This window comes from Pseudarthrobacter sp. S9 (assembly GCF_050156545.1).
In the GTDB taxonomy this organism is placed as follows: Bacteria; Actinomycetota; Actinomycetes; order Actinomycetales; family Micrococcaceae; genus Arthrobacter.
In genome coordinates this window covers 1,274,239-1,299,775 of record NZ_CP189576.1, presented here as the reverse complement: position 1 = coordinate 1,299,775, position 25,537 = coordinate 1,274,239, and the positions used below count along the sequence as shown (strand labels likewise).

Genomic DNA, 25,537 nt, shown 5'->3' with positions numbered 1-25,537 from the left:
GAACTCAGTCACGGCGAAGGGTGATCAGGTGTAGCTGTACTGGTGCTGGCGCCGCTGACGCCTGCCTGCAGGCGGGGTCCGCCGGTTGGTATGGGGCTGGTGCAGGGTTACAGCATGATGTTTACGGTCTTGAGCTCGGTGTAGCTCAGTAGTTCTTCGATGCTTTCTTCGCGGCCGATTCCAGAAGCCTTGTACCCGCCGTAGGGGACATTCGGGAAGTGGCGGGAGGATCCGTTGATCCAAGTGAATCCCGCTTCCAGTTCACCTATGACGCGGTGCGCGCGGGTGATATTTTCGGTCCAGACGCTGGCCGTCAGGCCATATTCAACGCTGTTGGCGATTGCAATGGCTTCTTCCTCGGTGCGGAAAGTCATGATGGACAGCACCGGGCCGAAGACTTCTTCGCGGGCTATCCGGGTTTCCGGGCCCACGTCAGCGAGAACGGTGGGGGAGACATAGAAGCCCCGTTCGAACCCGTCTGGCCGGCCCCCGCCCGTCAGTACGGTCGCGCCCTCGGACTTTGCGATGTCGATGTAGTCGAGTGCTTTTTGGTACTGGGCGCGGGAAATCATCGTGCCTTGGTCGCATGTTTCGTCCAGCGGGTTGCCGATCGTGAGCGCGTTGACGATCCTGACCACCTTGGCGGTCACCTCATCGGCCACGCTCTCGTGCAGGAGGAGCCGGGAATTTGACCCGCAGGATTGCCCTGACCAGGTGAAGTTCATTCCGGCGACGGCGCCGGCAGCGGCCTTGTCCAGATCGGCGTCGGGGAAGACCAGCATGGCGTTCTTTCCGCCGAGTTCGAGTGTGACCTCCTTGACGCCCGCCTCTGCGGCGTCGCGCTGGATCGCCCGGCCCGTGGACTCGCTGCCGATAAAACCGATCCGGCGCACCTTCGGATGCCGTACGATCGCACGCGGGACCTCGGGGCCCTTGCCGACCAGAATGGACAGGACGCCCTCGGGAAATACGTCAGCAGCGAGTTCTCCCAGGCGCAGGGAAGACAGTGGTGCTACATCGGGGGCTTTGAGGATCACACAGTTTCCCGCGACGAGCGGTGCAGCAATCTTGCAGGCAAACATCAGCGGGTGATTGAAGGGCACGATGCGTGCCACGATCCCGATGGGCTCCCGGAGGGTCATATGGATGTTGTTGCTGGCAGGAATGGTCGTCCCCTTCATCTCCAGGGCAAACGATGCGAACATCCGCAGGTTAGCTACCGCCATGGCAACGTCGTTGCGGGCATTGTTGATGGGAGAACCCGCATCTATCGCGTCCAGGAGAGCAAGTTCTTCCGCATGTGCCTCGATGGCGTCGGCAAGGCGCTGCACCATGGCCGCGCGATCGGCCGGTATTGTCCTGCGCCAGGCCTTTCTCGCCGCTTCTGCGGCAGTGACAGCCGCTTCCACGTCATCAGTTCCGGCGTCCGGAACCTGCGCGATTACAGTTTCGGTCACCGGGCTCAGAACCTCATAGGAGGCGCCGGACAGGGCTGGAACCAGCCGGCCGCCGACCAGAAGCCGGAATTGGCGGTTGAGCACGGCCTCAACCTTGGACGGTATCAATTCGTCTGTGTGTGTGGTCATCATCATTGATGGAGCCTTTCCAAATTATTTCCCTCCACGGTGGCCTTCGTCGGCAGAACGTGCAAGGGGGTGTTTTCAGCGACAGTTTGCGCTACAACCGCTGAAATTTGTGGCCGGATTTCCCTCGCCATTGCTTCGTCAACTTGTGTTTCAAAGCTAGTGTGACCGCAACCACAAGGGCTCTATGATTCTTCTATGAAGAACAAACCGCCGTATCCTCTGTCCTCGGTGGATAACGCGCTGGTGCTTCTGCACCTGCTGCGCGACCAGGGTCAGCTGGGTGTCACAGAGGCCGCTGAGACTCTGGGCGTGGTGCGGTCGACCGCTCACCGGCTGCTTTCCATGCTCGTCTACCGCGACTTCGCCATTCGCGATGAGTCGCACAAGTACCGACCCGGCCCGTCACTCTTCGTATCGGCTGTTGAGCACAGGCCCACGTCGGAACTGACCAGAATCATGTTGCCCCACATGGACGCATTGCGTGATCGCAACGATGAGTCTGTCCAGTTGTCCATCCGCAGCGGACGGTGGACACGGTTCATCGCGACTGTCGAATGCACGCAATATCTTCGGGTCGGTGACCGCCGGGGAACTGCGTTGCCTGCACGTGCCGCCTCGGGAGGCAGGGCCATGCTGGCAGAACTAACCGACCAGCAGCTGCGCGACCTCTACTACGTCGGCGAAGAGGCCGGCGCGGCACCGGACGATGAGGCCCGACTTTCGCAGGGTGAGTGGAACGCGCTGGCCCACTCACTGGCACTGATACGGATGAAGGGATATGCCGTCAGCCTCCCGGACACGGAACCTGGGGTGCGAGCTGTGAGTGTGGCCCTGCACAACGAGATCGGGGACGCGGTGGGTGCCCTCTCCATCGCGGGGCCCACGAGCCGCATGAACAGCGGAACGATCGAGAAGTTGGGCGCCGATTTGTTGGCCGTCGCCCAACGGGCCACCACCGGCCTTTCCGGGTATCGGGAGACTTGAGCCGCGGAAGTCTGACTCACAGGAAGGCTCCGACCTGATCTGTTCCTCATAGAAGAATCCTCTCGAATAGAAGAAGCGGGCGGCGCATTCTTGATCGAAGCAAAGTGCAGCCTGACAGACAGCGGCCGACGGTAGAAGCCAACTCACTGAGGAGAAACTGGAAGATGAACAGCGGAACTGCAATGAAGCAGGAAAACACGAGCCGGGCCGTGCAGCTGGCCGACCTCGTTGACGCCAATCACATATTGTTCGACCAGGGCGTACTGGACGCGTTCGGTCATGTCAGCACACGCGCCGCGGACAGGCCCGACAGGTTTCTTCTGTCCCGAAACCTCGCCCCGGCGCTCGTCAGTGAAGACGACATCCTCGAGTTCAATCTCGACGGCGAAACCCTGGATCCGCGACCGGTATACCTGGAACGCTTCATCCACGGCGAAATCTACAAGGCCCGTCCTGACGTGCTGGCCATCGTCCACAGCCACTCCCCGGCCGTGGTTCCATTTAGCGTCGTAGACACCCCGCTGCGGGCAGTTATGCACATGGCCGGCTTCCTCGCCAAGCCAACACCGGTATTCGAAATCCGGGACGTAATCGGCGACGCATCAGATCTGCTCATTCGAACGGCCGAATCCGGCCAGGCCCTGGCGACGTCCCTGGCACAATCACCCGTCCTGCTGATGCGTGGCCACGGTTCAGTGGCCGTCGGAACATCACTCAAGGATGCCGTCTACCGCGCCATCTACACCGAAATCAATGCCAAGACCCAAGCAGACGCGCTCCGTCTGGGATCCTGCACATATCTCACGGAGGAAGAAGGCCACGCTACTGTCTCGACCATGAGGTCCCAGATCGAACGAGCTTGGGGAATCTGGCGAGCGGGAGCCCGTACGCGAGTGCAATTCGCGAATGGGTAGTCCGGGCCCGGAACTTGGGAACTAGAACAGTCTGCATCGCTGCTTGCTTGGAAACGAAGGATTTCAAGAACAGGTTGGGGTGGCTTGTGAAAAAGTGAAATATCCGACGCTAAGGTTTTGCGGATCGTCGTAGTGGCCTGTAGCTGCCGGTAGCCGGGGGCGGGCATACCCCGGTCCAGTACGACGGCACTGATCCGTCGGTGGATGAACGCGATGGTCGGTGCCGGACGGCGGAGCGCGAGGCCTTCGATCGCGCCCACGATTTCGGGCGGGAGCGAATGGTTCCCTCGGTCCGAGCGTGGCTGGCGGGCCAGGAGCTGACACAATGACCATCACCCAACCCAACCAGACGCAGGCCACCGCAGCCGGAACTGCCATCGAGCCGCGCTCGTTCCGCGACACTCTCGGGCACTACGCCTCGGGCATCACGATCATCGGTGGCCTCGAAGAGGGCGCGCCGGTTGGTTTCACCTGCCAGTCGTTCTACAGCGTCTCGACCGAGCCTCCCCTGGTGTCGTTTAGCGTCATGCTCACGTCGACCACATACCCTCGAATCCGGGAGACCGGCAAGTTCTCGGTGAACGTGCTCTCACACGACCAGCACGAGATCTCGAACCAGTTCGCACGCAAGGGCACCGACAAGTGGGCCGGCATCGACTGGGCCGCCACCGCAAACGGCAACCCGGTGATCACCGACACCCTGATGTGGCTCGACTGCGACATCTGGGCAGAATATGAGGCCGGCGACCACTACATCGTCATCGGCAAGGTCAACGAGATGAGCGACGCCGCCTGGCACGCCAAGCAACCCCTGCTCTATTACAAAGGCCAGTACCGCCACCTGCGCGAAATCAGCTGACCGGTCAGCCAGAGAACATCCCGAGTAACTAAGTGGCACAGGCACGGGCCTGTCACCCGATACAAAGGGGGTGCTCATGGCAGGCAAGTTTGAGGTCTACAAAGACAAGACCGGCGGCTACCGGTTCCGGCTCAAGGCCGGCAAGGGCGAACGATCGCCTCATCGGAAAGCTACAAGACCAAGGCCAGCGTTGAACGGGGTCGAATCTGTCAAGAAAAACGCCGGCGGCGACGTCGTGGTCCTCGCAGGAGAGGCCTGACCGGGCTAGACGCGGCATGAGGAAGCCCGACCGCCCAGTGAAGGGCAGCCGGGCTTCCTTGTGGCTTCAGGGACTATTTTCCGAACGCGGCGGTGTACTTGGTGTTCACGTTGGTCGAAAAGTCAGTTGCTGTCACGGGATAGCCGAGCTCCTCGAGGGTGAGCAGTACCGTCTCTAGATGGAATTTTCTAGCACCACTGGCGCGGTGGTTTTAGGCGGCAGCATCAACGAAGGATTACCTGGAAGACCGTGACGGGCCGGACCTTCCAGCAGCTCGAGGATGAGGCACTGAATGACGATTCACCGGAATCAGCCTAGTGTCGCCTGATCTGTCGCAACGGGTCCAAAGGCTGTGCGGCGGCTACCGCCCGGATTAACGTCATCGTGCCACATGTTTACTCTCACCCCGGACATAGCAAGAGACTGGCCGGCCGCAACGGCTGACCAGTCTCTCGGGGACTGCTAGAGCGGCTGAATGTTCTCAGCCTGGGGGCCCTTGGGGCCCTGGGTGATGTCGAACTGAACCTTTTGGTTCTCGTCCAGGGACTTGTAACCGCTGGATGCGATTGCCGAATAGTGTGCGAACACGTCAGCGCTTCCGTCGTCAGGGGCAATGAAACCAAAGCCCTTTTCGGAGTTAAACCACTTGACAGTACCTGTTGCCATGCTTGATTTCCTTCACGGGTCGCTGGGCGGTTCCGCTTCTCGGAATACCGTCCCCGCCACTCACATGGATGAGCCTATGGGCGATCGTTTGCAGGGGCAACAGTTGGCTTCAAAAGCGGAAGTCGCCGGGGCGGTTTGGCATCAGCTGGGGCCTGAGAGTGCCGAAGGGTGAACCGGCCGATGCGGGGTTACTGCTGCAGGTCTGCCTCAGGGCGTCTGAGAGGTGATCCATTGCCGGGCATCCAGCTCTCCGATCCGCCGGTACAGGGTCGCCCGCGACATACCCAGGTCACGGGCGATGTGGGTAGCTGCCTCCCCGGCGTCGATGAGGCGGCGGGCGTTGCTGATCTGGCTGTCGCTGAACTGCTGCCGCCGTCCGCCCAGATCCTTCCCCGCGGCCCGGCGTTTGGAGACAGAGTCGTTGATGCGTTCGCGCTTAATCTCGAGTTCCATCTGGGCCAGGGCCGCCATGACGGTGAAGACCATGGATCCCATCGGGGTTCCGGTGTCTACATTCCCGCCGCCCAGGTTCAGCACCCGAAGGTTGATGCCCCTGGCCCGCAGTTCTTCGGCAAGGCCGAGCATATTCACGGTGGACCTTCCCAGCCGGTCCAACGTGGTGATCACCAGTGTGTCCCCCTCGTGCAGTGCTTCCAGCGCACTATTGAATTCCGGCCTTGATGCCCGGGCGCCGCTGACCCCGTGGTCGGTGTAGAGGTCATCACGTCGCACACCGGTTGCGAGCAGGTCCCGAACCTGCCGGTCGAAGTCCTGTGCCCTGGTCGAGACCCGGACGTAGCCGATCAGTTTTCCCATGTAAGCCCCGCCAGTGTCTTGCAACCAATACTCATGTCAGTAAAACTAGCAGGAGGCTGCGATACACGGTGGCAAGACACTCGGAGCCGCGGAGTTCCAAGCCGCATTGTCACTTTCAGAAGACGTCTGCACGGAATGTCCGAAGTCGTCTGCACCCGGACCCAGCCGTGACTACTCCACCGGCGCTGTCTCGATGATCTAGACGGCAACCGTGCCCTGGTGTGCAGGAGTAGGGACAGGGGCGAGGTGCCATGACGTGGGACGCGTTGGGAGGCTGTGAGGTCGCGCTTGAAAGTTTTAGAGGTTGTCCATCGCTTCGCAGGGGCTGGTCCCGGGCTGGGTGCGGTGGATATTTCTTGCCAGCCGGCTGAGCAGGACACCGAGGGTCTGTGCGTCGTCCGCTTCCAGTCCGGCGAGGAGGTCTGCTTCGGCGGCTGAGACGCGCTCCTCGTGGACAGCCAGCATGTGCCGTCCACGGTCGGTGGCGATGATTTTCCTGGCCCGGCGGTCGGCCGGATCGGGGATGCGTTCGACGACGCCGGCATCCACCAGGGTGTCCAGCAGGTAGGTCAGGACGGTCCGGTCGATGGCCAGGTGAGCCCCGAGGGCCTGCTGGTTCGGCGGGTCCTTGTGCACGACGGCGGAGAGCACCTGGAAGCCTCGGATGCCGGCGGGCATCTGGTCAACAGCGGCCTCGAAGCGGGTCTGGTAGCCGCGCAGCACCATGCCCAGATGCCATCCTAGGTCGCCCGGAACGGCTGCCATCGTGTCCCCGGGGCGGGTCTGTGTGCTTTCGGTCATGAACCCATCATACCGTCAAACGTGAAGTTGTGCAGATGTTCTGTTAGGAATATAGTCTGTCTAGCAACACATTCTGATTCAGGAAGGAACAGCGGTATGAGCATTCCGCAGAACCAGCCGGGAGAAGCCCGGACCATTGGAATCCTCGGCGCGGGCAGGGTCGGAACCGCCGTCGCCCGGCAGGCTCTTAAGGCCGGCTACGACGTCAGGATCGCCACCGCAAAGCCGGCGGACGAAATCGCCCTGCTGGTGGAGATCATCACCCCCGGCGCGGTGGCCGTCACGGCCACCGAAGCGGCGGGGGCGGACATCGTCGTGGTGGCTGTACCGCTGCACAAGTACCGAACCCTCGACCCGGATCTTCTGGCCGGCCGGACGGTCATCGACGCGATGAACTACTGGGCACCCGTCGACGGGGAGATTGACGACTTCGAGAACGATGTCAGGACGAGCAGCGAAATCGTCCAGTCCTACCTGTCCGGTTCGGACATCGTGAAGAGTCTCAATCACATCGGCTACCACGACCTCGAAGAGGACGGCAGTGAAGCGGGTTCCGAGGGACGGCGTGCCCTGGCCCTGGCCGGCGACAACGACAACGCGAAGGCCCTTGTGGCCGGCTTCATCGATCAACTCGGTTACGACCACGTTGATGCGGGTCCGCTCAGAGCCGGACGGGCTTTCCAGCCGGGCACCGGGATTTTCAATGGCAGCCACACCGCGGAGCAGCTGCGCTCCATCCTGGCTGCGGACCGTGAACCTGCCCGCGCCTGAATCTGCCTTCACCCACCTTGCAGCACTGCAATCAGGAGAACATCATGGAACTCGGCGCCTACAGCTTCGGCGACACCCAACGCAACCCCGACGGAAGCCTCCGGCCCACCGCCGAGGCCATCAGTAACCTCTTCGAGGCGATTGTCCTGGCCGACCAGGCAGGGCTGGACTACTTCGGCGTGGGCGAACACCACACCCTGGACATGCCCGCCTCCTCGCCCGGCACGGTGATCGCCGCGGCGGCTGCCGCCACAAAGCAGATCAAGCTCGGCAGCGGCGCGAGCATCATCAGCACCGACGACCCGGTACGGGTGTTCCAGCAGTTCGCCACCGCCGACGCCGTCTCCGGCGGCGGCCGGGTGGAAATCACCGCCGGCCGCGGATCCTCCGTGGAGACCTTCCCGCTGTTCGGCTATGACCTGAACGACTACGACCGGCTCTACGCCGAAAAGCTCGACCTGCTGATGACCATCAACAATAGTAAAACCGAAAACGTCACCTGGTCAGGGACCGTCCGGCCCGCACTCCACGACCTGGCGGTCGTGCCCCGGCCGGTCAACGGCCGCCTGCCCCTATGGCTCGCAACCGGCGGCAGCGCACCGTCCTCGGCCCGCGCCGGCAAGCTCGGCCTGCCCGTCTCCTATGGCATCATCGGCGGCACCCCGTCCAGGTTCGCTTCGTTGGCGAAGCTGTACCGGTCATCCGCGGTCCAGGCCGGACACAACGGCGAGGACATCAAGGTTTCCGTGGCCACGCTCGGCCTGATCGCCCCGACCAAAAAGGAAGCGCTGGAACGCTTCTATCCCGGCTGGCACAACCTCAACATCGAAATGGGCAAACTCCGAGGCTGGCCCGCACCGGACAAGCGGCAGTTCCTGGCACAGGCCGACTTCCCCGGTGCGTACTACGTCGGAGACCCCGACGAAGTCGCCGCACGCATCGTGGACCTCTACGGTCACTTGGGGCATATGCGGCACTTCCTGCAGATGGACATCGGCGGCCTGCCGCAGGAACACTTCCTCGAATCCCTCACCCTGCTGGCCACCGAGGTCAACCCCCGTGTCGAACGGCTCCTGGCCGGCAAATAGTCCACGCATTCACACCCCGCATCGTTTCCCGGCTTCTAAGGAAGAAATATGAACACCTACGTACTGCCCGACCTCGACTATGACTATGCAGCGCTGGAGCCCCACGTCTCCGCGAGGATCATGGAGCTGCACCACAGCAAGCACCACGCCACCTACGTGGCCGGCGCCAACAACGCCCTGGCCCAGCTGGCCGAGGCGCGGGAGAAGGGCGACTTCGCTAACATCAACCGCCTCTCCAAGGACCTGGCGTTCCACACCGGCGGCCACATCAACCACTCCGTGTTCTGGAAGAACCTCTCCCCGGACGGCGGCGACAAGCCCGAAGGCGAACTGGCGGCCGCGATCGATGACGCGTTCGGTTCCTTCGATGCGTTCCGCGCCCACTTCAGTGCAGCCGCCCTGGGCCTGCAGGGTTCGGGCTGGGCCTTCCTGGCCTACGAGCCGATCGGCGGCAACCTCGTGATCGAGCAGCTCTACGACCAGCAGGGCAACGTCGCACTGGGCACCACCCCAGTGCTGATGCTGGACATGTGGGAGCACGCCTTCTACCTGGATTACGTCAACGTCAAGGCCGACTATGTCAAGGCCTTCTGGAACATCGTCAACTGGGCCGACGTCACCCGACGCTTCGACGCCGCCCGCAAGAACGCTACCTGCCTCATTCTGCCGGCAACCGCCGCCGTCGAATCACAGGCCTAAGGCCGCTCCATGGAACTCGGCGTCTACAGCTTCGGCGACACCCAGCGAAACCCTGAAGGGAGCCTCCGCCCCACGGCGGAGGCGATCCGCAACCTCCACGAGGCCATTGTCCTGGCCGACCGGGCCGGTCTGGACTACTTCGGGGTTGGCGAACACCACACTGCGGACATGCCAGCCTCCTCCCCGGGCGCCATGGTTGCCGCTGCCGCGGGATCGACCAAGCAGATCATCCTCGGAAGCTCCGTGAGCGTGCTCAGCACCGACGACCCGGTCCGGGTATACCAGCAGTTCGCCATAGCCGACGCGGTCTCCGGCGGCGGCCGGGTGGAAATCACCGCCGGCCGCGGCTCCTCCGCCGAGTCCTACCCCCTGTTCGGCTACGAGCGGCACGACTACGACACGCTCTACGCCGAAAAGCTGGACCTGCTGACGAGCATCAACAACACCGACGACGGCGCCCGCGTCAGCTGGGAGGGCACGGTACGGCCAGGCCTGCAGAACCTTGCGGTGGTTCCCCGGCCCGTCAGCGGCCGGCTGCCCATCTGGCTGGGTACCGGAGGCAGCGCACCGTCGTCGGCCCGCGCCGGCAAACTGGGCCTGCCCGTCTCCTATGGCATCATCGGCGGCACCCCGTCCAGGTTCGCTTCATTGGCGAAGCTGTACCGGTCATCCGCGGTCCAGGCCGGGCACAGCGGAGAGGACATCAAAGTTTCCGTGGGCGCCTTCGGCGTGATCGCACCGACCAAGAAGGAAGCGATGGAACGCTCCTACCCCGGCTGGCACAACCTCAACATCGAGATGGGCAAACTGCGCGGCTGGCCCGCCCCGGAGAAAAGCCACTTCGATGCGCTGGCAGAAGCGCCCCGGGCCTACTACGTCGGCGGCCCAGACGAAATCGCCGAACGCATCGTGGACCTCTACGGTCACTTGGGGCATATGCGGCACTTCCTGCAAATGGACATCGGCGGCCTGCCCCAGGAACACTTCCTGGAATCCATCACTCTGCTGGCCACCGAGGTCAAACCACGCGTCGAGCGCCTCCTGAAGAACCTGTAAGGAGACCTGCGACAGGGGCTGCAACCCGGAAATCACGGGCCAAATAGCGCTGCCAAATCCAGGCCACCTGGCGCCTGTATATTCACACCCGCCGTCTGAACTCGACGGCGGGCAAGGAATCGTCTCGTTGGCACACCTATGGCGATACAACCTCCATTGCATACCTGAACAGCTACCGCGACAGCAGCTTTTCCCCGTCGAGACGCAGTTCCCCGATGGGTGAGACGTGCCGGTACAGGGTCTGTCGCGTGATGCCGAGCTCGTCACAGAGATCACCGACTTTGGTGCCGGGCTTACCCATGGAAGCCATGGCGAGGCGGAGTTTCGCAGGTGTCATCTTGTAGGGCCGGCCGCCGTTCCGGCCGCGGGCACGGGCGGAGGCAAGCCCGGCGAGGGTGCGTTCAGAGATCAATTCGCGTTCGAATTCCGCCAGGGCGGCGAAGATCCCAAAGACGAGCTTCCCGGAGGCGGTGGTGGTGTCGATCGCCGCACCTTGGCCGGTGAGGACTTTCAGGCCGATGCCGCGTTCGGTCAGGTCGTGGACGATGTTGACCAGGTGACGCAGGTCCCGGCCCAGCCGGTCAAGCTTCCACACCACCAGGGTGTCACCGTGGCGCAGGGCTTTCAGGCAGGCGGCCAAGTCGGGCCGGTCGTCCTTCTTGCCGGAGGCCATGTCTTCATAGAGGGAGTCCGCGCCGATGCCTGCGGCCAGGAGTGCGTCGCGCTGCAGGTCCGTGGTCTGGGAGCCGTCCGCCTTCGAGACGCGCATGTATCCGACGAGCACAGGAGTTCTCCTCTGTCATTTTAACGTTCGTTTAAGTGACAGCATGAATCCAAATCGGGATGAAACCAGGATGTGTCACTTAACCCGTTATTTATTCTAAGTCATGCAAAGGGTTGCTGATCGACTGTATGTGACAGGTGGGCGAGTTGTGCAGACGACTTCGGACATTCCGTGCAGACGACTTCGAAAAATGACAGCTAATTCGCGGAACTCGGGCAGCGCCCTTTGCACGCAACGGTGCACGAAACCGGAAAATGAACAACGCGGCCCTGTATTGAGTTTCGTGCACGCTTGCTAACCTGAGCCCAGCGGCAACAACCGGCCGCACTACCAGGAGACATCAGTGCCCACCCTCAAGCCCAGGAACGCGGGCCACCACCCCAACGAACCTCGGGTCCTCATACAGGACGTGATCCCGTATGAGGTGCCCGAACGCCTCACGGACCTCCAGGGCCCAGCGGAAGGCGCTCTAACGCTGCCGCAACACGTCTACTGGGGCCCTAAAGCGGACTGCGACCTAGGGGAGCCGGAGGGCGTGATCAAGGCCTATCAGGCGCTCCTGCGCGAAGGTACACGAGCGGATCAGAACGAACTGCTCAACGCCGGCCTTTTGGTCAGAGTCTGGAACGAGTTGATGCTACCTGTCCGTTGCCGGACCCTGTGGGAGAACAAGTTCCCGCAGCTGGCGCAGCGCTCGTAATGTCGGACGTCGAGTACCAGCGTGATGTCACCCGCCTAGCGTTGGATGCCTTGGCTAGTGGAGGGTTCGCTTTGGCCGGCTCCGGTGCCATCCGCGAACACGGAATCATCGACCGCCCCACACAGGACATTGACCTGTTCACATCCGTAACCAGCACCGAAGCCTTCGCTGCTTCCACAACAAGACTCGCGGCCGCGATGAGAGAACGTGGACTCGAGGTTGTCGAGCGCCGCAGTGCCCCACAGTTCGCAAACTTTTCTGCCACGTCACCTACCGGCCAAACCGTCGAAGTGGACCTTGGTGTCGACTGGCGCGCAGCGGAACCAGTCACACTGTCCATCGGCCCGGTCCTGAGTCTCGAGGACGCCGTAGGAAGCAAAGTCGTAGCTGTCTACAGCAGGGCCGAAGTCCGCGACTACCTGGACCTGGACGCCATCAGGGAATCCAGACGATTCATCGTGGAGATAGACATTGGTGAAGTTCCTGATTCTCGCCCTACGAACTAGACGAAGTTGCTACGAGCTGCTGGCCTCACCCAACCCTGACGGCAATGATGATAATGGTCTTGAAGCGGTGTGACCCTCAGCCTGACTGACGCCCCCCAAAGGGCTGTCCTTTACGTGATCTGTCCACCGTTTCACGACTGCAGGAAGTGGCGCTGACCAGGCGGACATGACTTTATAGGAGCCTGAAGCTAACAGTCCCATTGCCGTCTTGTCTGCCCACCTGGCCAACGTGCCCGTCAATTATGCATGTGATGCAAAGGAAGGGCAGTTTCATCATGACAAACGATCTGTTGAAAGTCATCGCCGGCGTCGATACCCACGCCGATACCCACCACGTCGCGATCATCACCGAATACGGCCGGCATGTTGCCGACAAGGAATTCCTGGCCGTCGGATCAGGCTACCGAAAAATCATTGCCTTCATCACGCAATTCGGGACCGTCATCGGCATCGGGGTCGAGGGAACTGGCAGCTACGGCGCAGAGCTGAGCAGGGTCCTGACCAACGAGGGATTGAAGGTGCAGGAGGTGAACCGGCCCAACCGCCAGACCCGCCGACTGCGGGGCAAATCAGATCCCCTTGACGCCTACCAAGCCGCGGAATCAGTACTGGCCGATCGGGGTACCTCTACCCCGAAAGCCAAGGATGGACCAGTCGAATGCCTCAGGGTACTGCGGACCGCCCGGGTCTCAGCGATGAAGGCACGCACCATTGCAATCAACCAAATCAAGGGCATCCTGGTCTCCGCCCCCGAACTGGTCCGCAGCAAATTCCGGGGGATGAGTTCCGCGCAACTCATCCCCGCACTCGAACACTCACGCCCAGCAGGCACCCTCACGGACCCGGAATATGCCACCGCTGCCGTCTTGAAAATCCTGGCTACACGCTACCGGAATCTGGACCGCGAAATCAGCGAGGCAGATGATCAGTTGGCCCAGGTACTGGCTGTGCACGCACCCATGCTCTGCGACCTCCCCGGGGTCGGAACCGAGGTAGCCAGCCAGCTCCTCGTCACGATGGGAGACAACACCGAACGCATCGGCAACGAAGCCCAGTTTGCAGCCCTGACAGGCACCGCCCCCATCCCCGCGTCCTCGGGGAAGACTACCCGGCACCGGCTCAGCCACGGCGGCGACAGGGCCGCCAACACGGCCATCCACCACGTGGTCGTTTCCCGCATGGCCACCGACCAGCGCACGAAGGACTATGTTGTCCGGCGAACCGAAGAAGGCAAGACCAAGAAAGAGATCATGCGCTGTCTCAAACGTTACGTCTCCCGCGAAATCTACTCCCAAATAACGAACCCTAAGCCAGCGCCCGTCATCACAGACCTGCGCCCGACAAGACAGCAACTCGGGATAACCCTCCGGGATGCGGCCGGGCACTTCAGCACCTGGCCAGGCACCCTTTCTCGCATCGAACGAGGACTCAGCCGAGACGACAACCTCGCCAATGAATACAGGAGCTGGCTCACCGAGCAAAACCCACCTGAGAAATGAGTTGACAACTATAGGAGCATCACGTAGGGTAGTCGCGGCCATAAGCTTTGCGTTAGGCGCTGCGGTAACCCTTGTTGCCGTCAAGAGTCCAGACATCAAGCGCCGGTGGAACGATAACGTGCTTCCGGCCATAAAGGCGAAGTGGAACACAAGGTTCAGTGCTAGCGGGGCTGACAGCCACGCCGCTGCGACTGAAGGGGAGTCGTCAGATGTTGAATCCGACCGAGATGCCTCCGCCGGCGAATCCCTTGCCCGGGTCGACCTCGAAGCCGGCAGACCACCAGGTCTGCACCGCGCTGACCGGGATCCGCAGCGCCGGCACCTTGAGGACCGGTCCGGTGGATCCGGAAACGGAGGCGTCGGCAAGACTGAGCGCCAGGGCATCAGCGTCCGACTTGTAGCCGAAGGCGGCCATGAACGGGCGCAAGTGCTCCCCCATCAGTCTTGAGCGTTCCTCCTTGTTTCCGCTGATCTTGCTGCCTACCGGAGTAGCGACCTGGCGCACATAGTCGCGGTACGTGGCCCGCATGAATTCCGCCGTGCTCACCGGCCTGCCCTGGATGACCCAGCTCCCGACAATCACGCACACCCCCGGGCACGTCTCGTCCCGCTCCGCCGTGGCGATCAGGGCCTTCAGCCGGCCGTCCACTGGTTCCCCCACGTTTGTCTCCATAGGTCAGAACAATACCTCCCGCAAGCCGGCCGGGAAGCGACGCTCCGTCCTCCGCACACATGACGGCCATGGAAACCACTGCGAACGTCTCGACCAACCTTGAAGCCGTCACCGACCTGGTGTTGAAGCGCCAGCTCATCGATGTCCAGCGCGACCATGCCAAGGGCATCGTGCAGATGGTCCTGGAGTGCGCCGCCGAGGCGGCCGGCCCCGCCGTCCCCCTCTACGAACCGAATGTCCGGCGGATCAACGTCACGATCGAGAGCGTTTCCACCCTGGAGTTCGGGCACGGCTTCAGCGACCACGTCAGCTACACCACCGGATGGAACGACGAGGCCGGATACAGGAAAAGCGCCTACGGTCCGCCACGCAATGATCTGCCACCAACGGCCCACACCGAAGAGCTCCGCGGGCTGGTCGGCCACAACGTCGCCCTCTGGGTCACGGACGACCCGCCCCCCGGGCATTTCTGCTGGCCACCAGTGGGTACAAGCTACTGGCCATTGACACTCGTTTCCTAGTCATGACCAGCGGCATCAGCACTGGGCTTGGATCCTGTCGGAACGCCGAGCGATTCAACGACTCAGATTGGGACATGGAGGAGTGCCGGCGCAAACCGGAGAGTACCTGCGGGTCGTGGGTGAGGCTCGGCCACTCGCCTTCCAACTACAGTAGATCCCCAAAACCCCGTGCGAACCCCTATACTTCCGGGCTGAGTTCGGCAGCCAGCAGACGGTCAAAGCTCGTCACCCCATAGTCGGGGGCGGCGACTTCGGCCAGAACTCGCGTCGTGGTAATGACGGCGGGGGCTTTTGGAGCTGAGGCATTTTTTGGGGCTGGCGGACGATTCGTGACCACCTTGAGTTCGACACCGGGCACGCCGTTTACGAGTAGCGGCAGTTTCTTGCCGCTTACAATCAAGGTCCGAAGTTGCTGGGCTGAGAGCTCGAGGTAGACATCCAGGATGACGACCGTGCGGCTCGAGTCCTTAGCCTTGGCCGGTGCCTGCCTTGTGCGGGCGGCTCGCCTACGGCGTGATGACCGTGAACACGGCGTCGGTCCGGTTGGACGTGTTCGCGTCGTTGGCCCGTATGGACAGCGACGCGAACGACGAGCCGACGGGGGCCAGACCGGCGTAGTCGCCCACGAAGAACCCGCGGGCCACGGGCGCCGTCATCATGTCGAATGGGCCGTGCACGTGCGTCTCGTCCCCGAGCGCAGGAGTGCCCACTGGGGAGGAGGTGAACCAGTAGTCCGTGGGAAGCGTGCTCGTGTTCCCCACGGTGAGGTTCCGGAAGTCGTAGTATGCGACGCCGACCTTGCCGCCGGCGACGCGGACGCTCGGGGTGAAAGCCGGGACGCCCTTCGGCGTGTTGGCCTGCGCCGGCGCGCTCCAGGTCGCGCCGCCGTCAGTCGACGTCGAGATCGCGACCTCATCGTAGTGCCCGCCGTTGAACCGTGAGTCCTGCCACACGACGTAGAGCTGCCCGGTGGCCGGGTCGACAGCCGGCTCTGGGATGATGTCCCCGGTCCGAACGGTCGCACCCGTGTTGGGGTCGGTGACGCCCACGGTGTTGAGCTTCGCGATGACCTGCGGGGCCGTCCAACTGGCGCCCCCGTCCGTGGACTTGGTGTAGGCCACGTTGAGCCCGTGCAGCTTGTCGATACCGTTCTTGCCCGTGCCCAGGATGAGGTCGAAGAAGTTGTACAGCGTGCGGTCCGGGCCGACAACGATCTGGTTGCCGATGGTCTGCTGCTTGTTGCCGGTGTGCACGATGACCGTCGGCGGGCTCCACGTGGCACCCGAGTCCGTCGTCTTGGAGAAGAGCGTTGGTCCCGTGAAGGCGGACGCATGGGCCGTCGCCCGCGGGTTATCGGTCGGTGAAACGAGCCGGTCCCACACTGCGTAGGCCGTGCCCGGGATCAAGGGGTCCGCAGTGACGGACTCCTTGTCGTTGAAGAACTGTGGAGACCCGAGGTCTTCGATCAGGGTCTTCGGCGCAGTCCATGTTGCTCCGCCGTCGTGGGAGGTCGAGGCGAGAACGGCATTGTCGTAGCCGACGCCTTGGAACGAGATGGATACCGAGTATGCCGTGCCGTCCGGTCCTATCGAGACCCACGGGTCCGAGGCTCGGTCGTAGCGGGAAGGTCCGCCCGCGGCGCAGGTCGAGAACGGCTGGGCTACCCTGTTCCAGGTCGTGCCCCCGTTCGTCGAGTAACCGGCCACGAGGCCGCGCGCGCCGCCGTCGGACCAGCGGTCCTGCTGCCACGCGCCGATGATGTTGTTGGAGTTGGCCGGATTGACGGCGACCCACGGCTCGACCTCGGCGTTCGGGTAGTTCACGGCGCCGGGGGCGGAGCCCAACGTGCAGGCCGAGAACGGGCTGGCCCCGCTTGCAACGGCCAGGGGGCTGAGCGTCGCGGCGGAGGCTCCGGACATGTTGAGCAGGAGCGCGGCCGGCAGCATTGTGAGCAGTGCGGCTCGGCGCAGGCGTCTGGCGATCATTGGTTTCTCCTATAAGGGTGGGGGTGCTGGGTGCGGGTGCGACAACGGTCAAGGGTCCGCTACGGGCCTGTGCGTTCCGGGAAAGTCCAGCTCACGAGGTCATCGAGCGACTCGGCCTCGAACGCGGAGGGCCGGCCGCGACGGCCTCGGCGAACCCGCGGCTCGCGCTGAACGGCTCGAAGACCCTCGCGGCTCGGGCACGCGTCGAGCACGGTGATGCCCGCGCCAAAGGCCTGGCGACCTCGAGCTGGGCCGCCAGGGCCATGAGCCGGGCGTGGTCGCCCGGACGGCCGAGGAACGCGACCGCGAGCGGCAGGCTGGCGGGGACGCTCATGGCGGGGCGCCCGTGATGTTGGCGTACTCGGCATCGAAGATGAGGAAGCGGCCCGCCGCCTTCTCGCCCCCGCAGGGGCTCTTCTTCGGTGCCGGCGAGTGTCCCGAGCGGGTCAGGCGGGCCGCCGACGGTCGGCGTGAGCCATACGTTGATGTCCGCGAAGAATCCGGCGGTGCGCTGCGAGAAGCGCTGGAGCTCCTCCGCCCCGGCCAGGTATTCCCCAGCGCCGACTCTGGCTCCGCGCTCGAAGAGCACGCAGCCCGTCGGCACGAAGCCGCGGCTGGGCTTGATGCCGAACACCCCGCACCGTAGCGGACGGCGCCGCCGAGGTCGTTCCCGTGCGCGAGGGGCATTATGCCCGCTGCGACGGCGGCGGCGGAGCCCGCGCTCGAGCCGGAGGTCGCCCGCGACGGGATTCGCTGCGTCGGCCGGTTGCGCCGGGATTGGAGCAAGCGTAAGCGCAATGGTTGAAAGTGCGGATAAAACCAGGGTAATTGTCCTCGAGTGCCCGGTTATCACGTTTTCCCTGTCATTGAAATCTTGGCCCAACTATGACGTGGTCTGCCCCCAACCGCCCCGGCGAACGGCGTGACGTAGATGAAGGGTTGAACGCAAAGAGCGTACCTACCCGGGCGGATCGGGGCACGAGTGGAAACTACTCGTTTAATTTGCTGGGGGAAGCGTTCGCTATGTGTGACTACCTGTCCTGTTACTGCAAGCAAGGGAGCTACCTGCAAGCACGATCAGCCCACCGGTCCCTCGCGGTCTGACGCCGAACCGCAGGGGCGCGGGAAACCGCAGAAGTTCCGGGGTCTTGCGGTCCCCGGGACTCGAACGCCACACGAATACAGACCACTAGAATAACGGCCGCTGCCGGTATCGGACACCTAGCGGCCTGAACCAGGCTCCCACGGACCTGCCCCCATCATTGACGGGCAGAACCCGGCTCCGGGTAGCGGGGTGTTTTCTTAGCCACGGCGGCGCTTCCGGTCCGCAGATTCACTTGCTTGGGTTGGGAGCTGTGAGATCTTCACCCTGGGTTCCCGCCGTTCAGGGCTGCGACACCAGGGCTCCTGACATGGGGATTCGGGGGCTGGCCGGGTTTCCCGGATTGGCGGGGATTTTGCGGGTCCGGGGTCTTTTAATCCTGCCCGCAGTGTCATATAATTAGGGGGAGATTTTATTGGGTTCCGGGAGGTGGGAAGATGGGCTGGATGACCGAGCAGCCGCCCCTTCCCCTGTGTCCGCCCGAGGCGGTGGAGCTCGGGGCCGCCGCCGTCCTGGAAGACGAAACCGGCGGCCGGGTCTACCTCTTCGGGGTACTGTCCTTCCAGTGGGACGCCGGGGACGAGACGGGCCGGCGGCTGGCCGCGGTACAGCTGCTCAAGCTCAAGGCCGCCCCGGTGGCGCAGGTCGCCGCGGCGTTTGGCACGGCCCCGGGCACCGCGTGGCGGTGGCGGAAGGACTACCAGTCCGGCGGGACCGCGGCCCTGGTCCCGGAGAAACCCGGCCCGAGGGGCCCCTCCCGGCTCACGGACACCGTGGTCGCCGAGATCCTCCGGCGCCGGGCGGACGGGCAGTCCCTGCGCGCGATCGGCGCCGCGACCGGGCTGTCCACGACCACCGTGATGCGCGCCCTCGAACCCGCGGAAACCGCCGCCGGGCAGGCCGTACCGGAGGCAGAACAGCCGCAAGACGCCGCGCACGGTGGGCAGCTTCCGGGGCAGGAGGCACTGGATCTACCGGTGCTCCCGGCACCGGCGGACCGCACGGGTGAGCGCGCCGCAGCCCGGACCGGACTTATGTCCCATGCGGAGCCGGTTTTCGCCCCGGCCGCCCGGGTCCCGCTGGCCGGACTGTTCCTGGCCCTGCCGGCCCTGGCGTCGACTGGGCTGCTCGCCTGCGCGAACGAGGTTTACAGGCAGTTGGCCCCGGGGTTCTACGGGCTGGAGACGGTGCTGCTGGATGCGGTGTTCCGCGCCCTGGCCGGCGAACCCCGCGCCGAGGGCGCGACCCGGTTCGACCCGCACGCCCTGGGCCGGATCCTGGGGATGGACCGCGCCCCGGAGGTCAAAACCATCCGCCGCAAATTCGCTGCCCTCGCCGAAACGGGGAAAGCCGCTGAGCTGATCACGGCGATGGCCTCCCGCCACCTCTCCGGCAGCGGCCCGGACGGGGAGGACCTGGCGGCTTTGCTGTACGTGGACGGGCACGTGCGCGCCTACCATGGCACCCGGAAGATCGCGAAGCAGCATTCCACCCGGTTGAAGTTCCCGGCCCCGGCCACCCTGGAGACCTGGGTCAGTGACGCCGCCGGGGACCCGGTCATGGTCGTCCTGGCCGAACCCGGGGCCTCCCTGGCGATGGAGCTGCGCCGGCTGCTGCCCACCCTGCGGGACATCGTCGGCAATGACAGGCGGGTCCTCGTCGGGTTCGACCGCGGCGGCTGGTCCCCGGCCCTCTTCAAACACATGGCCGCCAAAGGCTTCGACACCCTGACCTGGCGCAAGGGAACCGCCGAGGACCTCGGCGCAGAGCTTTTCGGCACTGTGACTTTCACCGATCCGGAGACCGGGCTGGCCCACGCATGGGAGGCCGCCGACGCCCTGGTGGACCTGCCCGTCGGGGAGAAGAAGGACGCTGAAGTCTTCGGCATGCGCCAGATCACCCGGCTGATCGACAACGGCAAGGGTGCCGTGCGCCAGATCCACCTGCTCACCACCCGCACCGACCTCACACCCGGGGAACTGCTGTTCCGGATGGGCTCGCGCTGGCGGCAGGAAAACCACTTCCGCTACGCGCGCATGCACTTCGACCTGGACTCCCAGGACGCCTACGCCGTCAGCGACGATGACGCCGAACGCATGGTGCCGAACCCGGCGAAGAAGATTGCCCACGCCACAGTGGTGTCCGCGACGGCCCGCCATGCCGCGGCGAAGGCCGCCACCGACGCGGCCCTGCTCACCGCCCGCACCCCCGCTAACGGCCACGGGTCCGTGCTCATCACGAACGAGGCCTACAACCTGCTCACCGCACCACTGCGTCAGGCGGAACAGGACCTGGACAACGCGCAGGCCGCCCACCGGGCCGTGCCGGCCCGGCTTCGGCTCGGGGACATCGCCCCCGCACAGAAGATCCTGGACACCGAAACCAAGCTGCTCACCCACGCGGTGAAGATCGCCGCGTTCAACACCGTCACCGCCCTCGCCCGCGACGTCCGGATGAACACCGGCTACGCCCGTGCGTCCGACGAGGCCCACGCCCTCATCCGGCAGATGCTTGTCCGGCCCGGCGATATCCGGCCCGCCGGCGGCCACCTCGAGATCACCCTGGACCCGCTGCCAACCGCCCGCGCCACGAAGGCCGCCGCCGAACTCTGCGACCATCTCACCGCCACCGAAACCGTCTATCCCGGCACCAGCCTGGTGCTGCAGTTCGGCATCAAAAACCGCCACTGACATCACACCGAATATGTGACCATGTCAGGAGCCCTGGACACAGTGTAGGTGTTCAGCGGCCGGCCGGTGCCGCCGTAGGTGAGGTCCAGGATGAGGAGGCCCTTGCGTTCGAGTGCGCTGAGGTAACGCTGGGCGGTCGGGCGGCTGATCCCGAGCCGTTCGGAGATCTCCGCGGCGCTGACGGGACCGCCGGCGGCTCGGACGGCGTCGAGCGCTTTTTGCATGGTGGGCTGCAGGCGCGGGGCCGGGGCGGCGGGCCTGATCCCGGCCGAGCGGGCGTTGTAGAGGCTGTCGACGGTTGCCTGGTTGGCGGTTGATGCGGATTCCAGCTCGTGCCGCCATCTTTGGTAGGCCTCCAGTTGTGTGCGGAGCCGGTCAGAGCTGAAGGGCTTGACGAGGTAATAGACGGCGCCGCTGCTCATGGCTGACTTGACGGTGGCCAGGTCCTGGGCGGCGGTGATGATGATGCAATCGACCTGGGTTCCGGCCGCCTGCAGGGACCGCAGCAGGGAGAGCCCGTCCTCGTCGGGAAGGTGCACGTCCAGCAGGAGCAGGTCCGGGTGTAGACGGGCGATTGCTTCGCGCGCGGCTGCGGCGCTGTACACCTGGCCCACGCATTCGAAGCCGTCAACCTTGGCCACGCGGGCCGCGTGGATTCCGGCGACCCTGAAATCATCGTCAACCACCAATGTTTTGATCAATGCCTGCCTCTCCTGTCCTTGTCCGGTGGTGCGGGTTCGCCGGCAGCCACACCTCAAAATTACCGCCGGGCCCCGGGAACACGTCCAGGGTTCCCCCGGCCCGGTGCACGATCCTCGCCACCAGGGCCAGCCCGATTCCGCGCCGCATTCCCGGCCGCGGATCCTTGGTGGAGTAGCCGTCCACCACCACCTGGTCGATCTTGTCTGCCGGGACGCCGGGGCCGTTGTCGCGCACGGCGACGAAAACGCCGTCGGCGTCGTCAAACTGTACCGTGACCGTGCGCGGCCGGGGCGTGTTGGCCAGCGCGTCCACGGCGTTGTCCAGGAGGTTGCCCACGATGGTCAGCAGTTCCGTCTGGTCAACCTGCGGGTGTTCCAGCCGGGACTCAGGGCTCACCTCGATTTGTACGTCCTGTTCGGTGGCAACGGTGATCTTGGCCAGCAGCAGGGCCGCCAGCTCCGGCGGCGCGATCCTTGCACGCAGCCCTTCGCCGAGCGACCTGGACATGGCGGATACTTGCGAGACGTAGCTTTTGGCCTGGTCCACGTCCCCCATCTCCAGCAGCCCGTCGACGATGTGCATCCGGTTGGCGTATTCGTGCTCCAGGGCGCGCATTGCCTCAATCAGGCCCCGGACGGAGTGCAGGTCCCGGACCAGGCTCTCGATCTCTGTGCGGTCCCGCAGGGTGATGACGGAACCGATGCTCCGCCCGGCGCTCGAGACGGGCATGCGGTTGACCACCAGCAGGGCGTCCTGTGTCAGCGCCACCTGGTCGGTGCCGGGGATCTTGCCGGTGAGCAGGTCCCGAAGCCGCCCCTCCGGAATCAGCTCGGCAACCGGTTTTCCCAGCGCCGCCCCCTCGATCTGGAGCAGCCGCCGGGCCTCCCCGTTGATCACCGTGACCCTCCCGTCGTCGTCAAGGCCGACGACGGCCTCCCGGATCCCGTGCAGCAGCGCCTCACGCTCTTGCAACAGGGATGAGATCTCGGCCGGCTCCAGGTTGAAGGTGACACGCTTGATCCGGCGGGAGAGCAATAGCGAAACGCCGACGCCCAGGGCCAGGACCAGCGCCGAGAACCCGGTTATCAGCCAGATGTTCTGGACCTCGTTCTCGAACACCTGGGTCTCCTCGATGCCCACCGACACCTGGCCTGTCACCGAGCCGTCCGCCCCGAAGACCGGGGCCTTGGCGTTGGCTGACCTGCCCAGGCTGCCCTGGTTGAAGCCCACATGGGTTTGGCCGTCCAGTGCGGCGACGGGTTCCTCCAGCTTGTGCCCGATCAGTGCCGGGTCCGGGTGGGAGAACCGGATGCCGTTGCGGTCGGTAATCACGACGTAGGCGGACTGCGCGGCGCCCGTGATCTCCCGGGCGAGCCCGTCGATGATGTGCTTGGGATCCTCTGCCGCCAGGGCGGAGCGGATTTCCGGCATCTGCGCGGTGGTGGTCGCGATGCCCAGGGCACGCAGCTGGTACTGCCGCTCCAGTGTCTGGTTGCTGATCAGCGTGAACAGAAACCCGCCCAGGACGACGGTGAGCAGCAGCAGCGAGAGCGAGCCGAGGAGGATCTGGGTGGTCAGGGTCAAGGAACGGCCGCCGGCCCGCAGGCGCGGTGCCACTGACGCGCGGCTCACCGGGATCCGCGCCCCGCCCGGGCGTTTACCCTTCTGCAGAAAACGCACAAAACGTGCACTTTTGCTGTTAAGGCGCACATCTTACTGAAGTCTTCCGGCACGAAAAATCACTTTCTAAGCTTTACATAGTTTCCGTGATCCACATCACGCAGGGAAGCGACTCCCAAGGAAGGGATCCGAGTGACGACGGTGTCAGAACGAGAAAAAAGCAGCCCGCAGGCCGGCGGTCCGGCCCCGGGCTGCTGCAAGTCGCCCCCGACTCCGGAGGGCCGGCATGGAGCGGGCCTTCCGTTGGCAACGTGCGGCAACTTCACCACCAAAACCGTATTCACCACCAAAACCGTAGTTTCACGATGCCGTTGAACCGTAAGAAACACCGGACCGTCTCGATTCCCTGACGCACCTGCGCGGCGCGTCTGTTAGCGAGTGCTCACATGAACCGAAAGACAGAGAGGTCTTAGCACATGGATGCTAACCATCACCACCGCCCGCCCGCGGCCCCCGAGAGAGCCGAGGACGCGGCAGGTATCGACATCGTCGGGTTGACGAAGCGTTACCTCACGCCCAAGGGCGAAATATTCACTGCCATCCATGACGTGAACCTTAAAGTCGAACCTGGCCAGTTCTGCGCGATCGTCGGACCGACAGGCTGCGGCAAGTCCACGACACTGGCGCAGGTCTCCGGCCTGGAGCAGCCAAGCGCGGGCTCGGTGAGCGTCCACGATCAGATCGTGGACGGCATCACGAAGGGCGTCAGCTACATGTTCCAGGCGGACGCGCTCTTCCCTTGGAAGACCGTCCTGGGCAACGTGCTGATCGGCCCGGTCCTGCTCGGCACGCCCAAGCGCGAAGCCACCGTGCTGGCCATGGACTGGCTGCGCCGGGTTGGCCTGGCCGGCTTCGAGGACCGCTATCCGCACCAGTTGTCCGGCGGCATGCGCAAGCGCGTCGCCATGGCCGCGGCGCTGATCAACAACCCTCGGATCCTGTTGATGGATGAGCCCTTCGGCGCCCTTGACGTGCAGACCAAGGCGATCATGCAGAACGAACTGCTGCAGCTCTGGGAAGAACTGCGCCCCTCGGTCCTGTTCATCACCCACGACCTCGACGAGGCGGTGGCCCTGGCCGACAAGGTGGTCATCATGACCAGCAGCCCCGGCACGATCAAGGATGTCTTTGACATCGATCTTCCCAGACCGCGCGGTGATGTGCAGCAGATCCGCCACGAGGGGCGCTTCCTGGAACTGCAGGGCCGGATCTGGGAATCCCTGAAAGATGAGGTCACCCGGGCCTACAAGCAAACGGCAGGTGCAGCAGCATGACAACGACAACCCACCGCGGCGCACTCACACGCGAGCAGCCGACAGAGCAACAGGACTCCGCCCGGCGCGCCATGAAACGGCGCACGATGTGGATCTGGATCGGGCGGATCGTCCTGGCGGTGATCGTGATCGGGGGCTGGCAGTGGTTCACGGCCGTCGGGTGGGTCGACAAGTTCTTCTTCGGCCAGCCGTCCGGAATCTGGAACAGCCTGGTCCTGCTCTTCACTGAGGGCACGGCATTTGGCACCATCTGGGAGAACCTCTGGATTACGGTGCAGGAGGCCTTCATGGGCTTCCTGCTCGGCACGTTCGTCGGGGTCGTGCTCGGAATCCTCCTGGGCTCGAACAAGTACCTCTCAGCCGTCGTCGGCCCGTACATCCGGATCGTGAATTCAATCCCCAGGATCGTGCTCGGATCGATCTTCATCGTGGCGTTCGGCCTCGGAACCTTCCCGAAGGTGCTGCTCGCGGCGGTGCTGGTCTTCTTCATCGTCTTCTTCAACGCCTTCCAGGGCGTCCGTGAGGTGGACCAGAACCTGGTCGGGAACGTGCGCGTGCTGGGTGCATCGCCGCTTCAGGTCGCAGCGCACGTGACCATCCCGTCGGCGATGACGTGGATCATCGCGAGCCTGCACAGCGCGTTCGGCTTCGCGATCATCGGCGCGCTCGTCGCCGAAGTGCTCGGCGCCCAGCACGGAATCGGGCTGATCATCAGTCAGGCGCAGGGGACCTTCGATCCCGACACGGTCTTCGCCTGCATGGTGATCATCGCCGTGGTCACCCTCGGCGCGGAATACCTTATCTCCCTGCTGGAGGACTCGCTGCTCAAATGGCGGCCGCCGAGCCGCTCCGAAGCACAGGCGATCTGACGTTCGCCGCCATCCATTCCACTTACCCATCACCCGAATCCTCAACATAAAAA

Annotated in this window: 26 protein-coding genes and 1 pseudogene; 15 read left to right on the top strand and 12 right to left on the bottom strand. The window is 64.1% G+C overall.

All coding sequences use genetic code 11. The features are described from left to right. Positions 1-107 precede the first annotated feature (107 nt). Positions 108-1,592: an aldehyde dehydrogenase family protein gene (locus ACQCSY_RS06050; protein ID WP_427134027.1), complete on the bottom strand. Its 1,485-nt coding sequence runs from the start codon at positions 1,590-1,592 to the stop codon at positions 108-110. Positions 1,593-1,781: 189 nt separating this feature from the next. Between ACQCSY_RS06050 and ACQCSY_RS06045 the strand changes: the two genes are divergently transcribed. The 4 genes from ACQCSY_RS06045 (at position 1,782) to ACQCSY_RS06030 (ending at position 4,602) form a co-directional block, all read left to right on the top strand. Next, entirely contained in the window at positions 1,782-2,570 is a 789-nt protein-coding gene (locus tag ACQCSY_RS06045) for an IclR family transcriptional regulator (RefSeq protein ID WP_427134025.1), read from the top strand. A gap of 164 nt (positions 2,571-2,734) precedes the next feature. Continuing rightward, positions 2,735-3,484: a class II aldolase/adducin family protein gene (locus tag ACQCSY_RS06040; RefSeq protein ID WP_427134023.1), complete on the top strand. Its 750-nt coding sequence runs from the start codon at positions 2,735-2,737 to the stop codon at positions 3,482-3,484. Positions 3,485-3,809: 325 nt separating this feature from the next. Next, complete coding sequence (locus ACQCSY_RS06035; RefSeq protein WP_427134021.1) at positions 3,810-4,343, top strand: flavin reductase family protein; 534 nt, start codon at positions 3,810-3,812, stop codon at positions 4,341-4,343. Positions 4,344-4,419: 76 nt separating this feature from the next. Further along, entirely contained in the window at positions 4,420-4,602 is a 183-nt protein-coding gene (locus ACQCSY_RS06030; protein WP_427134019.1) for a YegP family protein, read from the top strand. A gap of 462 nt (positions 4,603-5,064) precedes the next feature. Here ACQCSY_RS06030 and ACQCSY_RS06025 read toward each other — a convergent pair whose 3' ends face one another. The 3 genes from ACQCSY_RS06025 to ACQCSY_RS06015 form a co-directional block, all read right to left on the bottom strand. After that, positions 5,065-5,268 carry a cold-shock protein gene (locus ACQCSY_RS06025; protein WP_069951488.1) on the bottom strand — a complete coding sequence of 68 codons (204 nt, stop codon included), beginning with the start codon at positions 5,266-5,268 and terminating at the stop codon, positions 5,065-5,067. 207 nt (positions 5,269-5,475) lie between these two features. Next, on the bottom strand, positions 5,476-6,084 hold the full coding sequence (locus tag ACQCSY_RS06020) for a recombinase family protein (protein ID WP_427134017.1): 609 nt from the start codon (positions 6,082-6,084) through the stop codon (positions 5,476-5,478). 297 nt (positions 6,085-6,381) lie between these two features. Next, entirely contained in the window at positions 6,382-6,885 is a 504-nt protein-coding gene (locus ACQCSY_RS06015) for a MarR family winged helix-turn-helix transcriptional regulator (RefSeq protein ID WP_427134016.1), read from the bottom strand. A gap of 21 nt (positions 6,886-6,906) precedes the next feature. On the opposite strand from ACQCSY_RS06015, the gene ACQCSY_RS06010 reads away from it, so the two are divergent. The 4 genes from ACQCSY_RS06010 to ACQCSY_RS05995 are packed head-to-tail and all read left to right on the top strand — an operon-like array spanning position 6,907 to position 10,499. Continuing rightward, the gene (locus tag ACQCSY_RS06010; protein ID WP_427134014.1) at positions 6,907-7,656 is read left to right on the top strand and encodes an NADPH-dependent F420 reductase; all 750 of its coding nucleotides are present in this window, start codon (positions 6,907-6,909) and stop codon (positions 7,654-7,656) included. Between the two features lie 44 nt (positions 7,657-7,700). Beyond that, positions 7,701-8,744, top strand: coding sequence for an LLM class flavin-dependent oxidoreductase (locus ACQCSY_RS06005; protein ID WP_427134012.1), 1,044 nt, complete (start codon positions 7,701-7,703; stop codon positions 8,742-8,744). A gap of 48 nt (positions 8,745-8,792) precedes the next feature. Beyond that, positions 8,793-9,443, top strand: coding sequence for a superoxide dismutase (locus tag ACQCSY_RS06000; protein ID WP_427134010.1), 651 nt, complete (start codon positions 8,793-8,795; stop codon positions 9,441-9,443). Between the two features lie 9 nt (positions 9,444-9,452). Continuing rightward, positions 9,453-10,499, top strand: a complete 1,047-nt coding sequence (locus ACQCSY_RS05995) for an LLM class flavin-dependent oxidoreductase (RefSeq protein ID WP_427134008.1) — start codon at positions 9,453-9,455, stop codon at positions 10,497-10,499. Positions 10,500-10,671: 172 nt separating this feature from the next. Here ACQCSY_RS05995 and ACQCSY_RS05990 read toward each other — a convergent pair whose 3' ends face one another. Further along, complete coding sequence (locus ACQCSY_RS05990; protein WP_427134006.1) at positions 10,672-11,283, bottom strand: recombinase family protein; 612 nt, start codon at positions 11,281-11,283, stop codon at positions 10,672-10,674. A gap of 343 nt (positions 11,284-11,626) precedes the next feature. On the opposite strand from ACQCSY_RS05990, the gene ACQCSY_RS05985 reads away from it, so the two are divergent. The 3 genes from ACQCSY_RS05985 to ACQCSY_RS05975 all read left to right on the top strand — a co-directional run bounded on the left by ACQCSY_RS05985 (position 11,627) and on the right by ACQCSY_RS05975 (position 13,988). After that, positions 11,627-11,983: a transcriptional regulator gene (locus tag ACQCSY_RS05985; RefSeq protein WP_427134004.1), complete on the top strand. Its 357-nt coding sequence runs from the start codon at positions 11,627-11,629 to the stop codon at positions 11,981-11,983. Continuing rightward, entirely contained in the window at positions 11,983-12,489 is a 507-nt protein-coding gene (locus ACQCSY_RS05980; RefSeq protein WP_427134002.1) for a nucleotidyl transferase AbiEii/AbiGii toxin family protein, read from the top strand. Before ACQCSY_RS05985 ends, ACQCSY_RS05980 begins: the two co-directional genes overlap by 1 nt. Before the next feature lie 275 nt (positions 12,490-12,764). Continuing rightward, positions 12,765-13,988, top strand: a complete 1,224-nt coding sequence (locus tag ACQCSY_RS05975) for an IS110 family transposase (RefSeq protein WP_427134000.1) — start codon at positions 12,765-12,767, stop codon at positions 13,986-13,988. 205 nt (positions 13,989-14,193) lie between these two features. Here the strand turns inward: ACQCSY_RS05975 and ACQCSY_RS05970 are convergent, their stop codons facing one another. Next, complete coding sequence (locus ACQCSY_RS05970; RefSeq protein ID WP_427133998.1) at positions 14,194-14,649, bottom strand: hypothetical protein; 456 nt, start codon at positions 14,647-14,649, stop codon at positions 14,194-14,196. 80 nt (positions 14,650-14,729) lie between these two features. Here ACQCSY_RS05970 and ACQCSY_RS05965 point away from each other — a divergent pair, with 80 nt between their 5' ends. After that, positions 14,730-15,182 (top strand): hypothetical protein, encoded by a 453-nt coding sequence (locus ACQCSY_RS05965; RefSeq protein WP_427133997.1) that lies wholly within the window; start codon positions 14,730-14,732, stop codon positions 15,180-15,182. Between the two features lie 178 nt (positions 15,183-15,360). On the opposite strand, the gene ACQCSY_RS05960 is transcribed toward ACQCSY_RS05965, so the two are convergent. From ACQCSY_RS05960 to ACQCSY_RS05945, 4 genes and pseudogenes are all read right to left on the bottom strand, one after another. Beyond that, on the bottom strand, positions 15,361-15,582 hold the full coding sequence (locus ACQCSY_RS05960) for a hypothetical protein (protein WP_427133996.1): 222 nt from the start codon (positions 15,580-15,582) through the stop codon (positions 15,361-15,363). A 106-nt stretch (positions 15,583-15,688) separates the two neighbouring features. Next, on the bottom strand, positions 15,689-17,167 hold the full coding sequence (locus ACQCSY_RS05955; RefSeq protein WP_427133994.1) for a sialidase family protein: 1,479 nt from the start codon (positions 17,165-17,167) through the stop codon (positions 15,689-15,691). A gap of 91 nt (positions 17,168-17,258) precedes the next feature. Then, positions 17,259-17,801 (bottom strand): hypothetical protein, encoded by a 543-nt coding sequence (locus ACQCSY_RS05950; protein WP_427136041.1) that lies wholly within the window; start codon positions 17,799-17,801, stop codon positions 17,259-17,261. A 50-nt stretch (positions 17,802-17,851) separates the two neighbouring features. Beyond that, a pseudogene (locus ACQCSY_RS05945) lies at positions 17,852-17,953 on the bottom strand (hypothetical protein); the annotation flags it as partial. A gap of 762 nt (positions 17,954-18,715) precedes the next feature. On the opposite strand from ACQCSY_RS05945, the gene ACQCSY_RS05940 reads away from it, so the two are divergent. After that, positions 18,716-20,959: a putative transposase gene (locus ACQCSY_RS05940; RefSeq protein ID WP_427133993.1), complete on the top strand. Its 2,244-nt coding sequence runs from the start codon at positions 18,716-18,718 to the stop codon at positions 20,957-20,959. Between the two features lie 2 nt (positions 20,960-20,961). Here ACQCSY_RS05940 and ACQCSY_RS05935 read toward each other — a convergent pair whose 3' ends face one another. Beyond that, entirely contained in the window at positions 20,962-21,660 is a 699-nt protein-coding gene (locus ACQCSY_RS05935) for a response regulator (protein ID WP_427133991.1), read from the bottom strand. Next, entirely contained in the window at positions 21,638-23,293 is a 1,656-nt protein-coding gene (locus tag ACQCSY_RS05930; RefSeq protein ID WP_427133989.1) for an ATP-binding protein, read from the bottom strand. The genes ACQCSY_RS05935 and ACQCSY_RS05930 overlap by 23 nt, the downstream gene beginning before the upstream one ends. Before the next feature lie 464 nt (positions 23,294-23,757). Here ACQCSY_RS05930 and ACQCSY_RS05925 point away from each other — a divergent pair, with 464 nt between their 5' ends. Together ACQCSY_RS05925 and ACQCSY_RS05920 are read left to right on the top strand one after the other, a co-directional pair. Continuing rightward, complete coding sequence (locus tag ACQCSY_RS05925; protein WP_427133987.1) at positions 23,758-24,615, top strand: ABC transporter ATP-binding protein; 858 nt, start codon at positions 23,758-23,760, stop codon at positions 24,613-24,615. Next, complete coding sequence (locus ACQCSY_RS05920) at positions 24,612-25,484, top strand: ABC transporter permease (RefSeq protein WP_427133986.1); 873 nt, start codon at positions 24,612-24,614, stop codon at positions 25,482-25,484. The genes ACQCSY_RS05925 and ACQCSY_RS05920 overlap by 4 nt, the downstream gene beginning before the upstream one ends. The last annotated feature ends 53 nt before the right edge of the window (positions 25,485-25,537 follow it).

Excerpts from the sequence above, each read along its gene's own strand:
- ACQCSY_RS06050 (WP_427134027.1), bottom strand. The coding sequence starts at position 1,592 with ATGATGATGACCACACACACAGACGAATTGATACCGTCCAAGGTTGAG.
- ACQCSY_RS06045 (WP_427134025.1), top strand. The coding sequence starts at position 1,782 with ATGAAGAACAAACCGCCGTATCCTCTGTCCTCGGTGGATAACGCGCTG.
- ACQCSY_RS06040 (WP_427134023.1), top strand. The coding sequence starts at position 2,735 with ATGAACAGCGGAACTGCAATGAAGCAGGAAAACACGAGCCGGGCCGTG.
- ACQCSY_RS06035 (WP_427134021.1), top strand. The coding sequence starts at position 3,810 with ATGACCATCACCCAACCCAACCAGACGCAGGCCACCGCAGCCGGAACT.
- ACQCSY_RS06030 (WP_427134019.1), top strand. The coding sequence starts at position 4,420 with ATGGCAGGCAAGTTTGAGGTCTACAAAGACAAGACCGGCGGCTACCGG.
- ACQCSY_RS06025 (WP_069951488.1), bottom strand. The coding sequence starts at position 5,268 with ATGGCAACAGGTACTGTCAAGTGGTTTAACTCCGAAAAGGGCTTTGGT.
- ACQCSY_RS06020 (WP_427134017.1), bottom strand. The coding sequence starts at position 6,084 with ATGGGAAAACTGATCGGCTACGTCCGGGTCTCGACCAGGGCACAGGAC.
- ACQCSY_RS06015 (WP_427134016.1), bottom strand. The coding sequence starts at position 6,885 with ATGACCGAAAGCACACAGACCCGCCCCGGGGACACGATGGCAGCCGTT.
- ACQCSY_RS06005 (WP_427134012.1), top strand. The coding sequence starts at position 7,701 with ATGGAACTCGGCGCCTACAGCTTCGGCGACACCCAACGCAACCCCGAC.
- ACQCSY_RS06000 (WP_427134010.1), top strand. The coding sequence starts at position 8,793 with ATGAACACCTACGTACTGCCCGACCTCGACTATGACTATGCAGCGCTG.
- ACQCSY_RS05995 (WP_427134008.1), top strand. The coding sequence starts at position 9,453 with ATGGAACTCGGCGTCTACAGCTTCGGCGACACCCAGCGAAACCCTGAA.
- ACQCSY_RS05980 (WP_427134002.1), top strand. The coding sequence starts at position 11,983 with ATGTCGGACGTCGAGTACCAGCGTGATGTCACCCGCCTAGCGTTGGAT.
- ACQCSY_RS05975 (WP_427134000.1), top strand. The coding sequence starts at position 12,765 with ATGACAAACGATCTGTTGAAAGTCATCGCCGGCGTCGATACCCACGCC.
- ACQCSY_RS05965 (WP_427133997.1), top strand. The coding sequence starts at position 14,730 with ATGGAAACCACTGCGAACGTCTCGACCAACCTTGAAGCCGTCACCGAC.
- ACQCSY_RS05955 (WP_427133994.1), bottom strand. The coding sequence starts at position 17,167 with ATGATCGCCAGACGCCTGCGCCGAGCCGCACTGCTCACAATGCTGCCG.
- ACQCSY_RS05940 (WP_427133993.1), top strand. The coding sequence starts at position 18,716 with ATGACCGAGCAGCCGCCCCTTCCCCTGTGTCCGCCCGAGGCGGTGGAG.
- ACQCSY_RS05925 (WP_427133987.1), top strand. The coding sequence starts at position 23,758 with ATGGATGCTAACCATCACCACCGCCCGCCCGCGGCCCCCGAGAGAGCC.
- ACQCSY_RS05920 (WP_427133986.1), top strand. The coding sequence starts at position 24,612 with ATGACAACGACAACCCACCGCGGCGCACTCACACGCGAGCAGCCGACA.